Source organism: Streptococcus sp. oral taxon 064 (assembly GCF_001683375.1).
In the GTDB taxonomy this organism is placed as follows: Bacteria; Bacillota; Bacilli; order Lactobacillales; family Streptococcaceae; genus Streptococcus; species Streptococcus oralis_S.
Window position 1 is genome coordinate 62,128 of sequence record NZ_CP016207.1, and the last position, 12,555, is coordinate 74,682.

The window sequence follows — 12,555 nt, forward strand, 5'->3', positions numbered from 1 at the left end:
TGCTACAATTTACTATGCAATTGTACCACATTTTTATCATTTCATCTAGTTTTCTAGGCTTTAGTCAATTCCGATTTCATCTTTAACAACAGCAGCAATTGTATCTACGTAGTAGTTAACTTCTTCTGTTGTTGGGGCTTCTGCCATGACGCGCAAGAGGGGTTCTGTTCCACTTGGGCGGACAAGGATACGACCGTTCCCTGCCATTTCTTCTTCCATCTTTTCGATGATTGTTTTGATGGCTGGTACTTCCATAGCCTTTTCTTTCATGGCATTTTCCACTCGGATATTGACCAGTTTTTGTGGGTAAATCGTCACTTCTGATGCCAGTTGAGACAAGCTCTTGCCTGTTTCTTTCATGATTTTAGTCAATTGGACAGCTGATAATTGACCATCACCAGTTGTGTTGTAATCCATTAAGATAACGTGACCAGACTGTTCACCACCAAGGTTGTAGCCTGATTTTCTCATTTCTTCAACGACATAGCGGTCACCAACAGCAGTCACTGCCTTGTTAATGCCAGCACTCTCCAAGGCCTTATGGAAGCCAAGGTTAGACATAACCGTTGTCACAATGGTGTTTTGAGCCAACTGGCCTTTTTCAGAAAGGTATTTACCGATGATATACATGATCTTATCACCATCGACGATGTCACCATTTTCATCAACAGCAATCAAACGGTCACTATCACCGTCAAAGGCCAAACCAATAGCTGACTGGCTTTCTTTGACAACTTCTTGAAGAGCTTCTGGATGTGTAGAACCCACATTCAAGTTGATATTAAGACCATCTGGTGTCTCACCGATAACTGTCAACTGAGCACCAAGATCAGCGAAAATCTGACGGGCACTTGTAGACGCTGCACCGTTCGCTGTGTCCAAGGCCACTTTCATTCCCTCAAGAGGCGTTCCAGTTGAAACAAGGTAGCCTTCATACTTACGCAAACCTTCTGGATAGTCCACCAAGGTTCCTAAACCTTCGGCACTTGGACGAGGAAAAGTGTCTTCGGTAGCATCTAGCAAGGCTTCAATTTCTGCTTCTTTTTCATCATCAAGTTTGAAACCATCCCCACCAAAGAACTTAATCCCATTATCAAGGGCTGGGTTGTGGCTCGCTGAAATCATGACACCCGCACTAGCTCCCTCAGTTTTGACCAAGTAAGCTACTGCTGGTGTTGCAAGGACACCAAGTTTGTAGACGTGAATCCCTACAGAGAGAAGACCTGCCACCAAGGCTGATTCTAACATTTTTCCTGAGATACGTGTATCACGTCCTACAAAGACTTTAGGGGCTTCTGTTTCGTGTTGACTGAGGACATATCCACCAAAACGGCCTAGTTTAAAAGCCAATTCTGGTGTCAGTTCTACGTTTGCTTCTCCACGGACTCCATCGGTCCCAAAATATTTACCCATTTTATTTATCATCCTTTTCTATTATTTATTATTGTTTAGACGAATCTGATTTTGTTTCTGAACTCGTTGAAGACGAACTGCCTTCTGAGGAACTTGTTGACGAGTTACTTGAACTAGACGTTGCTGTTTTTGTTGTAATTTTCATAGTTGTGTCAAACGGCATAATGACGCTTGGTAAGACATTTCCATTTTTATCGACTGCTTGTAGAGGAACAGAGGACGAGTAGTTTCTAGTTATCCGTTCACTCGTCGGTAAGATGGCAATGACACGATCTACTTTGGAGAGGGTTTCCTCATCACTAATAACCGTTACTTTTTCATCTGATACAGTAACTGTATCGATTTTCACGCGAGAATCAATCTGACTAGGGTCAATCTCCGGCACAACAATGACATTGTCTCGTTTTGCTTTTTTACCGACCTTCACTGTTATCTTTTGCGGTGTCGCAACAGCCGTCAAACCGCTCGGAAGATTTTCAATGGTTAGAGGAACTTCGATGGTTCCTACACTGGCATCAGAAAGATCAGCCGTCACCTTAAATTTGCGGGTACTTTCCTGCATCTCACTCGCCAAAGCAACTCTGTTTGACCCTGTTAGAAAGACCGTCACCTCAGATGTAAAACCACTGATAAAATACTGATCACTGTCATACTGAATATCAATTGGGACATTAAGAACTGTGTTTGTATAAGTCTCCGTCCGCACCTGTCTGGCACTGTTGCTATTCTGATAGTTTGTCAATGTTGCATAGATAAAGAGAATGCAGGCGAAAAAGAAGGAAGAAATGATGTATAGACTATTTTTTCTCATGTTTCAATCCTCCTAGCAAGCGCTCTTTCAGACCTTGCTTTTTCTCTGATTTTGGAAGTAAGATTCTTCTTAACTCCGATTCAAACTCTTCCAAGGTTAAATCGTGCTTAAAGACTCCATTATAGGTGATTGAGATTCCACCCGTTTCTTCCGAAACCACAAAGGTAAGAGCATCTGACACTTCCGACAAACCGATTGCCGCTCTGTGACGCGTTCCAAACTCCTTGGAAATCCCGGTATCTTCAGTCAGGGGTAGATAGGCTGAAGTTACAGCAATCCGGTCTTCCTTGATAATAACAGCACCATCATGCAAGGGAGTATTGGGAATGAAAATATTGATAAGCAATTCAGCCGAAATTTTAGCATCTAAAGGGATCCCTGTCGAGATGTATTCCTGCAAGGTTCTCACTCTCTGAACCACTACAAGCGCCCCAATCTTACGAGGACTCATGTATTCAACTGATTTCACAAATGCACGAACCATTTGCTCTTCCGCACTGATAGGGGCATTGGAGAAGAAATCAGTAGCCCGGCCCAATCGCTCCAAACCTGTTCGAATCTCTGGTGAAAAGATAACCACCGCTGCAATCACCCCGTAGGTGATGATCTGATTGATCAACCAGGAAATAGTTGTTAAACCAATCATATTGGAAAGAATCTGGGCTAGAATAAAAACTAAGACTCCACGGACCAATATCATAATCTTGGTGCCTGCAATAGCTTTAGTAAAATGATATAAAATATAAGTCACAATGAGAATATCAATCAGATTGGTGACTATACTCCAAGGACTTGAAAACAAACTCGTCCAGTATTGTAAATTGGATAATTGTTGAAAATTCATCCTTGGCCTCCTCCCTGTCAAAACACTTTACTCATCATTATACCATTTTTTGCCCATTTTTTCCCTATCCTACTTCATTTTAAATTAAGCAAAATTATGATACAATAAACTGACTAGAAAAAACGAAGGAGAAATCATGTCTCAACTCTATGATATTACCATTGTAGGGGGCGGTCCTGTCGGCCTCTTTGCTGCCTTTTACGCCCACCTACGCCAAGCTAAAGTCCAAATCATCGACTCCCTTCCCCAGCTCGGTGGTCAGCCTGCCATCCTCTACCCTGAAAAGCAAATCCTTGATGTGCCAGGTTTTCCAAACTTAACTGGGGAAGAGCTGACCAATCGCTTGCTTGAGCAGCTAGATGGCTTTGACACACCTGTTCACCTCAACGAAACGGTTCTTGAGATTGAGAAACAAGATGAAGGATTTAGCATCACAACCAACAAGGGAAATCACCTGACTAAAACCGTCATCATTGCTATGGGGGGTGGTGCCTTTAAACCACGTCCACTCGAATTAGACGGTGTTGAGGACTATGAAAATATCCACTACCACGTTTCCAATATCCAGCAATACGCTGGTAAGAAAGTGACCATCCTTGGTGGAGGAGACTCAGCAGTTGACTGGGCATTGGCTTTTGAAAAAATTGCCCCAACTACTCTCGTTCACCGTCGAGATAACTTCCGCGCTTTGGAACACAGTGTCCAAGCCCTACAAGAATCATCTGTGACCATCAAGACACCGTTCGTCCCTAGCCAACTCCTTGGAGATGGTAAAACACTCGACAAACTAGAAATCACCAAAGTCAAAGCAGATGAAACCAAAACTATCGAAGTAGACCACCTCTTTGTCAACTATGGTTTCAAATCATCTGTTGGCAATCTTAAAAATTGGGGGCTGGGCCTCAACCGTCACAAGATTATCGTCAATAGCAAGCAAGAATCTAGCCAAGCAGGTATCTATGCTATCGGCGACTGCTGCTACTATGAAGGTAAGATTGATTTGATTGCGACAGGACTGGGTGAAGCACCAACTGCCGTTAACAATGCTATCAACTACATTGACCCTGAGCAAAAAGTGCAACCCAAACACTCAACCAGTTTATAAGAAAAGAACCACGGATCAACTGATTCGTGGTTTTATAGTTCATCTGCTATCTTGTTTATTTTTCTAAGTCTGTGATTGACGCCACTTTTGGTTAGGGGATTGCTCAGACTATCTGCCAACTGCTGGATAGAGTAGTCTGGATGCTGAATCCGCAACTGTGCTACCTCTTGCAAATCCACGGGTAAATTTTCCAAACCCATTCTATCTTTGATTTTACTGATATTATTGATGGTCTTCATACTAGCAGAAACCGTTCGAGCAATATTAGCTGTTTCAGCATTATTAGCCCGATTGAGATCATTACGGGTTTCACGCAAAATCTTGACGCGCTCAAAATTATCACGCGCCTCCATAGCCCCAATTACGATCAAGAAATCCATGATGTCTTCTGCCCGCTGGAGATAGGTAACTGCACCTTTCTTGCGCTCAATAACCTTGGCGTCCAGCAAAAACTGCTGAAGAAGAGAGCCCAGTCCTTGGGCATGGTCCAGATAAACGGAACTGATCTCCAACTGGTACTTGCCAGACTCAGGATCTCGAATGCTACCATTTGCCAGAAAGGCCCCACATAAGTAAGCACGACCAGCCTCCTCATCTGCTAAGATATCGGGATCAATACCCGTCTCCAAACCAAAGAAGGAATCCGCAAGCCGCAAATCAGCTAAAAGCTCCTGCACCCTCTCATCAGTATAGACCGTGTAGACACGATTCTTGCGAAGATTGCTTCTCTGATGGTGACGAATTTCTGACTTGATCTCATAAAAATGGAGAAAGGACTCATAAAGGTGCCGAGCCAACTTGGCATTTTCGGTCACGACGGACAAGGTCAAGCCCGAACTAGATAGACCGATACTTCCAGACATCTTGATAATGGCCGATAGTTCATAACGACTGAGATGGTGTTGACCAAGAATTTCCTCTTTTACTGCAACTGTGAAACTCATTTTCTCACCTGTATAATGCGCATCAATTCGTCTACAATCAAATCGCCATCATGGAAGGCTCCTCCATTTTCCAAACGAAGGAAGTTGGATGAAATCACACGAGGAACCTGCTTGCAAAGACCAGCAAAGTCATGCTCTACCTGAACCAAATACTCATCAAAACGGTTGGTATCCATGTATTCTCTAGGAACCTTTTCGATATTAACTAAGACCGTATCAATAAATGGCCGACCTAAGTGTCGATGGAGGACTTCCACGTGGTCACTGTCTGAAAAGTGCTCTGTTTCCCCACGCTGGGTCATGATATTGCAGACATAGGCGATCTCTGCCTTGGTCTCCAAGAGAGCCTGTCCAATCTCCTCAATGACAATATTGGGCAAAATCGATGTAAAGAGGGAACCAGGCCCCAAGACAATCATGTCACTCTCGAGAATGGTATTGACTACTCGACGGCTGGCTTGCGGTGTTTCATCATCCAAGGTATTGGTCACATAGACATGATCGATCATGCCTGGATGATCTGCAATGTGGCTCTCACCTGCCACCTCAGAACCGTCTTTAAAGACTGCATGCAGTGTCAAAGGCTGATCGCTTGATGGGTAGATTTTTCCTGTTGTGTGGAAAAAGAGACTTAGCAGCTGCATGGCATTATAAGTGGACCCTTGCATTTCAGAAAGCCCTGCTATGATGATATTCCCCAGTGGATGACCCGCAAAAGCTCCAGCCTCTTCTGAGAAACGGTACTGAAAAACCTTCTCATAAAACTTAGGCATATCCGACATGGCTACCAGAACATTGCGAAGATCTCCTGGTGGTGTCAGCTGTTGGATATTCTTTCTTAGTTCACCAGAAGAGCCACCATCATCAGCTACCGTTACGATGGCTGCGATATCAACATCCTTTTCTCGCAAGCTTTTCAAAATGACGGGGATACCAGTTCCTCCACCAATTACCGTTATCTTTGGTTTTCTCATGAACGGTTTACCGTTTCCTTTCTTCTGTCTTTGTCACGATGGCTTTCATTGACAGGCCAGTTTTTAGCAAGGTCCTCAGCGATTCGTTTTGCAAAGGCAACACTACGGTGCTGTCCACCTGTACATCCTACTGCAATGGTTAAAACAGACTTGCCTTCTTTTTTGTAACTTGGCAAAATGGGTTCAATCAAAGCGAGTAAGTGCTGATAGAAACTTTCAGACTCTTCATGATTCATCACATAGTCATAAACTGCTTGATCCTCACCTGTCTGATTGCGGAGTTCCGGAAGGTAGTATGGATTTGGCAAAAAACGGACATCAAAGACCAAGTCTGCATCGATAGGAATACCATACTTGAATCCAAAAGACATGACCTCGATACGGAAAGACTGGGCTTGTTCTTGGTCTGAAAATTGCTCAGCAATGGTTTTACGAAGTTCACGTGGGGTGAGTTCTGTCGTATCCACCACATTTTGGCTCATGTTTTTCAAAGGTGCCAAAAGTTCACGTTCCAGCTTAATGCCATCTAAAATTCGACCATCTGCAGCAAGTGGGTGACTCCGTCTGGTTTCCTTGTAACGGGCTACCAATTCCTTATCTGCTGCGTCTAAAAAGAGGATTTTGAAGTCCAAATCATCTTGGTTTTCCAATTCATCCAAAACAGCCTGAATCTCTGAAAAGAAGGAACGACTACGCATATCGACTACCAAGGCCAGTTTGTGGTCATCGTCCTTGGTCTCTACCAACTGCAAAAACTTTGGCAAGAGGGCTGGCGGCATATTGTCAATGGTAAAATATCCCAAATCTTCGAAGGACTGAATGGCTACCGTTTTCCCTGCGCCACTCATCCCTGTCACAATCACCAGGTGAAGTTGTTTCTTTGTCATCTATCTCTCCTTATATCAAAAAAAGTTTGGCAGAGCCAAACTTCAACTAGCTTATCCAATCTCTGCGATCACTTCAATTTCGACTTTTACATCACGAGGAAGACGTGCAACCTCTACAGCTGAACGAGCTGGGAACTCCTCTTTAAAGGCAGTCTGGTAAACCTCGTTAAAAGGAACAAAGTCATTCATATCGCTCAAGAAGCAAGTTGTTTTAACAACATGGTCAAAGTCTGTTCCTGCTTCTGCCAAAATAGCACCGATATTTTTCAAGACTTGTTCTGTCTGTTCTTGGATCGTTTCTCCTACAATTTCTCCAGTTTCAGGAGATAGGGGAACTTGACCGCTAGCAAACAAAAGATTGCCAACGATTTTCCCTTGAACATAAGGTCCGATTGCTTTTGGAGCTTTGTCTGTATGAATTGTTTTTGCCATTTCTTTCCCTCACAATTTTTCTAATATTGCGTCCCAAGCCTGATCCATCCCTGCCTTGCTGACAGATGAAAAGAGGATGAAGTCGTCACTTGGGTCAAAGTTTAATTTCTTTTTGATTGCTGATTCGTGCTTGTTCCACTTACCACGAGGAATCTTGTCTGCCTTGGTCGCAACGATGATAACTGGAATCTCATAATACTTGAGAAATTCGTACATCTGCACATCATCTGCTGACGGGTCGTGGCGGAGATCCACCAAACTGACGACCGCACGGAGATTTTCCCGAGTCGTTAGGTACTCCTCAATCATGCGCCCCCACTTTTCACGCTCCTTTTTGGAAACGCGGGCATAGCCGTAACCTGGTACATCTACAAAACGCATCTTGTCATCAATGTTGAAGAAGTTGAGTAACTGGGTTTTCCCAGGTTTCCCTGATGTACGGGCAAGATTTTTGCGGTTGAGCATGGTGTTGATAAAGCTGGACTTCCCAACATTGGAGCGCCCTGCAAGGGCAATCTCCGGCAGTTCATCCTGCGGATAGTGGGACTTGTTGGCCGCACTGAGTAAGATTTCAGCATTATGTGTATTGATTTCCATAGTCACCTCTAGGCTGTTTCTAGGATTGGTTTTTCCGTTCCGTCAACAGCTTCTTTGGTGATGCGGACCAATTTCACATTTTCCTGACTTGGCACTTCAAACATAACGTCTAGCATGGTTTCTTCGATGATGGAGCGAAGACCACGCGCACCCGTTTTGCGTTCGATAGCCTTATTGGCAATCTCTTGAAGAGCTTCGTCGTCAAATTCCAACTCGACATCGTCATAAGAAAGCAAGGTTTGGTATTGTTTGACCAAGGCATTTCTTGGCTCTTTCAAGATGCGAACCAAGTCATCGACTGTTAATTGCTCAAGAGCTGCAAAGACTGGCAAACGTCCAATCAACTCAGGAATAATCCCGAATTTTTGAATATCTTCTGCGATGATTTCTTGCATGTAGGAGCTATTTTCGTCAATCGCCTTATTATTTTGACCAAATCCAATAACCTTTTCACCCAAACGTTGTTTGACAATTTCTTCGATGCCATCAAAAGCACCACCCACGATAAAGAGGATATTTTTAGTATCCACCTGAATCATCTCTTGTTGTGGATGTTTGCGTCCTCCTTGAGGCGGTACGCTAGCAACGGTTCCCTCGATAATCTTGAGAAGGGCTTGTTGTACCCCTTCGCCCGAAACGTCACGTGTGATAGACACATTCTCGCTCTTCTTGGCAATTTTGTCAATTTCATCTACGTAGATAATCCCACGTTCTGCACGTTCGATGTTAAAGTCAGCAGCCTGCAAGAGTTTGAGGAGGATATTTTCCACATCCTCACCCACATACCCAGCCTCAGTCAGAGCTGTCGCATCTGCAATAGCAAAAGGCACATTCAAGCTCTTAGCCAAAGTCTGAGCCAAGAAGGTTTTCCCAGAACCAGTTGGGCCAATCATCAAGATGTTTGACTTCTGCAAATCCACATCTTCTGACTCTTCACGCGTATCGTGGAAATTGATGCGTTTGTAGTGGTTGTAAACTGCCACTGCCAAGGCACGTTTGGCACGATCCTGACCAATCACATAGTGGTTTAGGATATTGAGGAGTTCGATTGGTTTTGGTACTTCAGACAAGTCTGCCAAGACTTCCTCAGCCAACTCCTCCCGAATGATTTCCTGGGCCAACTCCACACATTCATTACAGATAAAGGCGTTGTTCCCAGCGATTATTTTCTTTACTTCTTCTTGGCTTTTGCCACAAAATGAGCAATAAACCATCATATCATTTTTCCTATTTGTAGGCATGATTTCCTTCCATTCTAATTTATCATTCTATCTAAAATAAGGTCATATAAAAAGCGTGGACACTGTTGACCAGATTGGTAAAAGCATTCAACCAGAGTAAGGCAGACAGTCCATAGCGCTTCTTACGAAAAGCCTGTGCTCCAGTCAAAATACAGATCACACACAAAAAAGCTGTAAAAAATCCAAATATACTGCGCTCCATTAGACTTCCTTTCTATCTCGGTATTCGATGGTAAAATCATAGTCGTTTTTCTCATCTCGGGTGTAAGATTTGCTTGCGACTGTCTCAAAATGAGACAAGTCAAACTCCTCAGGGAAATAGGTATCTCCCTCTACCTGAGCATGAATCTGTGTCACGATGATTTCATCTAAATATGGCTCAAAAGCCTGAAAAATCTGTTTTCCGCCAATGATATAGAGATTTTTTTCCTGACTCTGATACCACGCTAAAACAGACTCCACATTTTGAAATACGAGCGCCCCATCTATGACTTCTTCGCTATTGCGCGTTAAAATCAGGGTTTGCCGTTTTGGAAGCAGACGACGTCCCATACCATCAAAGGTCACTCGTCCCATCAGTATAGCATGATTTAAAGTTGTTTCCTTAAAATGTTGCAACTCTGCTGGCAAATGCCAAGGGAGACGATCTTCCTTCCCAATCACACCTTTTTCGTCTTGGGCCCAAATGGCTATGATTTTCTTTGTCATGCTTCCGTCCTTTTTATTGATACTACTATTTTATCAAAATTCTCCCAAAAAGGCTGTTTTGAAACGCGTGCAAAAGAGAGAAAAGGAGCAGGCTTCATTTAGCCTGCTCCTCTCGTCCCTAGGACGTATATTTTTTTGCTTCTGATTCAATTTTTTCAACCACTTCTTGGATACTTAGTCCAGTTGTGTCAAGATAAACTGCATCCTCAGCCTGTCTAAGAGGAGAGGTTTCACGATGACTATCCTTGTAGTCACGCGCAGCAATCTCTTCTTTCAGCGTTTCAAGGTCTGTTTCAATCCCTTTAGCAATATTTTCCTTGTAACGACGCTCTGCTCTTTCGTCAACAGAAGCCACTAAGAAAATCTTGAGTTCAGCTTGTGGTAAAACAACTGTCCCGATATCACGCCCATCCATAACGATACCACCTTGCTGAGCAATCTCTTGCTGGAGCGAAACCAGTTTCTCACGCACCTCAGGAATGGCAGCAATGCTTGAAACCTTGTTGGTCACTTCATTTTCACGAATCGGATGAGTAATATCAACATCCCCTACAAAAACAAGTTGCTCACCTGTTTCTGAACGTCCGAAACTAATGGGGTGTTGGTTAAGAAGCTCAAGAAGTTGGTCTACATTTCCTGCATTCAACTGGTGTTTGAGCGCTATATAAGTCGCAGCACGGTACATAGCACCTGTATCGAGATAAGTATAACCAAAATCCTTAGCGACAATCTTTGCGACCGTACTCTTACCACTCGAAGCTGGACCATCGATAGCAATTTGAATTGTCTTCATGACCGACTCCTATCTTGTCTTAATCACATCACCTGGATTGGCAAACCAAGATCCAGATGACATATGAGAAGGATTTAGGGCTTCTAGCTGGGCAATGGAAATCCCTGCACGTTGAGCAAGAGCTGCTTCTCCCTCTCCAGGATGTACTGTAAGTGTTCCTTCACCTTCTGTATGTTCTTCCGAACTGCTCTCTGAAGGTGTTGATTCAGAAGAAGCTGTTTCCTCTACCTTGCTACTTGAAGATGATGATGCTTCTACTTTAGAACTTGAACTTGTAGAAGGAGACGATGCATCATAGAAGTCCTTCAAAGATGAAGTACGATTGCTTCCTCCGGTTGATAGGTAAATCAATACAACTACCATTGCTACAACGATTACAAAGAAGAGGCTAGCTAGAACCGTCAAGACACGATTCGCAACAACACCCTTCCCTTTTTGTTTCCGGTGTCGACGCTCTGATCTTGTTTCTTCCTCATTGTTTTCGTAAATATCTTCTTGCCACGGTTCTTTTTCCATACCTTACTCCTTGTTTTTTTTACATTTTCTTATTACAATATAAATATGAAAGTCACACTTATACCCGAACGGTGCATCGCCTGCGGGCTTTGCCAAACCTATTCTGAACTCTTTGATTACCATGATAATGGAATCGTTCGATTTTACGATGATCCAGTTGAATTGCAAAGAGAAATCGCTGAGACCAGCGATGTTCTGGAGGCCATCAAAAATTGTCCTACACGTGCACTTCTAAAAGATCCATCGTAGGAATCAGGGAATAAATATAATTGATTTTTTCTCATTTTTCCCACACCTACTAGTTTAGCATATTTCTAGGTAAAATTATAGTCTTTTTTGGTTATTTTTTCCTTCAATAATAGAAAGGTCACTTTTTTCTTTGACGAGATAGAGTGGTCTTTTTTTGGTTTCTAGATAAATCTTACTGATATACTTACCGAGAATCCCAATCGTCAGGAGTTGAATCCCTCCAAGAAAGAGAATGACAGCCATCAAAGATGTCCAACCAGATGTGGGATTTCCCAGGATAAGAGTCCGAAACACTACAAAAACAGTCATCACAAAAGAAAGAAAACAAGATAGAAGTCCCGCTACAAAGGCTATACTCAAGGGGAAATCTGAAAAGTTAAGAATTCCTTCAATCGAGTAGAAAAAGAGTTGTCTAAAACTCCAACTGGTCTTGCCAGCCTGTCGTTCAACGTTTGGATAATCAAGATAGTGCGTTTTAAAACCCACCCAGGCAAAGAGTCCTTTAGAAAAACGATTGGATTCGGTCAGGGTTAAGATAGCATCTACCACAGACCGTCTCATCATACGAAAATCACGGACACCTGAGGGTAGAGCCACTGGGCTAATTTTTTGCATGAGGCGGTAAAAGAGGTCTGCACAGAAACTGCGGAAAAAGGGTTCTCCCTCCCGACTAGTTCTCCGTGTCCCAACACAGTCCAAGTCTGCATTTTGGTCTAGTAAGGCTTTCATCTCAAGTAGCATACTAGGAGGATCCTGAAGGTCTGCATCCATCACGACCACCAGGTCTCCAGTTGCATGCTGCAAGCCTGCGTATAAGGCTGCCTCTTTCCCAAAATTTCGTGAGAATGAGACATAACGGACCGCAGGATTTTGCTCCCGATAGGTCTTCAAAAGCTCTAAGGTCCCATCGTTTGAGCCATCGTCTACAAAGACATATTCGACTTCTGCTCCCAAGTCAGGAAGCAGAGCTTCCACAGACTTATAAAAAAGAGGAAGTACTTCCTCTTCGTTTAGACATGGGACAATGATTGAGATCATCAT

General features: G+C 43.3%; 15 protein-coding genes. 2 read left to right on the top strand and 13 right to left on the bottom strand.

What is annotated here, in order from left to right; genetic code table 11:
• Positions 1-60 precede the first annotated feature (60 nt).
• Genes glmM through cdaA form a run of 3 tightly spaced genes read right to left on the bottom strand, consistent with a single transcriptional unit; the run spans position 61 to position 3,068 of the window.
• Positions 61-1,413, bottom strand: coding sequence for a phosphoglucosamine mutase (gene glmM / locus AXF18_RS00315; RefSeq protein WP_049500655.1), 1,353 nt, complete (start codon positions 1,411-1,413; stop codon positions 61-63).
• A 28-nt stretch (positions 1,414-1,441) separates the two neighbouring features.
• Positions 1,442-2,224: a YbbR-like domain-containing protein gene (locus AXF18_RS00320; RefSeq protein WP_001230923.1), complete on the bottom strand. Its 783-nt coding sequence runs from the start codon at positions 2,222-2,224 to the stop codon at positions 1,442-1,444.
• Positions 2,211-3,068 carry a diadenylate cyclase CdaA gene (gene cdaA, locus AXF18_RS00325; protein ID WP_001011078.1) on the bottom strand — a complete coding sequence of 286 codons (858 nt, stop codon included), beginning with the start codon at positions 3,066-3,068 and terminating at the stop codon, positions 2,211-2,213. The genes AXF18_RS00320 and cdaA overlap by 14 nt, the downstream gene beginning before the upstream one ends.
• Positions 3,069-3,204: 136 nt before the next feature.
• Between cdaA and AXF18_RS00335 the strand changes: the two genes are divergently transcribed.
• Positions 3,205-4,173: an NAD(P)/FAD-dependent oxidoreductase gene (locus tag AXF18_RS00335; protein WP_000081037.1), complete on the top strand. Its 969-nt coding sequence runs from the start codon at positions 3,205-3,207 to the stop codon at positions 4,171-4,173.
• Between the two features lie 32 nt (positions 4,174-4,205).
• Here the strand turns inward: AXF18_RS00335 and whiA are convergent, their stop codons facing one another.
• The 9 genes from whiA to AXF18_RS00385 all read right to left on the bottom strand — a co-directional run bounded on the left by whiA (position 4,206) and on the right by AXF18_RS00385 (position 11,265).
• On the bottom strand, positions 4,206-5,117 hold the full coding sequence (whiA, locus tag AXF18_RS00340) for a DNA-binding protein WhiA (RefSeq protein WP_000011296.1): 912 nt from the start codon (positions 5,115-5,117) through the stop codon (positions 4,206-4,208).
• A complete protein-coding gene (locus tag AXF18_RS00345; protein ID WP_001231059.1) occupies positions 5,114-6,091 on the bottom strand; it encodes a YvcK family protein in 978 nt (325 codons plus the stop codon). Before AXF18_RS00345 ends, whiA begins: the two co-directional genes overlap by 4 nt.
• On the bottom strand, positions 6,088-6,978 hold the full coding sequence (gene rapZ, locus AXF18_RS00350; protein ID WP_000163039.1) for an RNase adapter RapZ: 891 nt from the start codon (positions 6,976-6,978) through the stop codon (positions 6,088-6,090). Before rapZ ends, AXF18_RS00345 begins: the two co-directional genes overlap by 4 nt.
• Positions 6,979-7,029: 51 nt before the next feature.
• The gene (locus tag AXF18_RS00355) at positions 7,030-7,410 is read right to left on the bottom strand and encodes a RidA family protein (protein WP_001140420.1); all 381 of its coding nucleotides are present in this window, start codon (positions 7,408-7,410) and stop codon (positions 7,030-7,032) included.
• 9 nt (positions 7,411-7,419) lie between these two features.
• Complete coding sequence (gene yihA, locus AXF18_RS00360) at positions 7,420-8,007, bottom strand: ribosome biogenesis GTP-binding protein YihA/YsxC (RefSeq protein WP_000405203.1); 588 nt, start codon at positions 8,005-8,007, stop codon at positions 7,420-7,422.
• A gap of 8 nt (positions 8,008-8,015) precedes the next feature.
• Positions 8,016-9,248, bottom strand: a complete 1,233-nt coding sequence (gene clpX / locus AXF18_RS00365; protein WP_002874765.1) for an ATP-dependent Clp protease ATP-binding subunit ClpX — start codon at positions 9,246-9,248, stop codon at positions 8,016-8,018.
• 201 nt (positions 9,249-9,449) lie between these two features.
• On the bottom strand, positions 9,450-9,956 hold the full coding sequence (locus tag AXF18_RS00375; protein ID WP_049489755.1) for a dihydrofolate reductase: 507 nt from the start codon (positions 9,954-9,956) through the stop codon (positions 9,450-9,452).
• 118 nt (positions 9,957-10,074) lie between these two features.
• The gene (gene cmk, locus AXF18_RS00380) at positions 10,075-10,749 is read right to left on the bottom strand and encodes a (d)CMP kinase (protein ID WP_049549903.1); all 675 of its coding nucleotides are present in this window, start codon (positions 10,747-10,749) and stop codon (positions 10,075-10,077) included.
• A gap of 9 nt (positions 10,750-10,758) precedes the next feature.
• Positions 10,759-11,265 carry an SAG1386/EF1546 family surface-associated protein gene (locus AXF18_RS00385; RefSeq protein WP_049549902.1) on the bottom strand — a complete coding sequence of 169 codons (507 nt, stop codon included), beginning with the start codon at positions 11,263-11,265 and terminating at the stop codon, positions 10,759-10,761.
• Between the two features lie 45 nt (positions 11,266-11,310).
• On the opposite strand from AXF18_RS00385, the gene AXF18_RS09805 reads away from it, so the two are divergent.
• A complete protein-coding gene (locus tag AXF18_RS09805) occupies positions 11,311-11,514 on the top strand; it encodes a ferredoxin (RefSeq protein WP_002874767.1) in 204 nt (67 codons plus the stop codon).
• Positions 11,515-11,589: 75 nt separating this feature from the next.
• On the opposite strand, the gene AXF18_RS00390 is transcribed toward AXF18_RS09805, so the two are convergent.
• Positions 11,590-12,555, bottom strand: a complete 966-nt coding sequence (locus AXF18_RS00390; protein ID WP_049500670.1) for a glycosyltransferase family 2 protein — start codon at positions 12,553-12,555, stop codon at positions 11,590-11,592.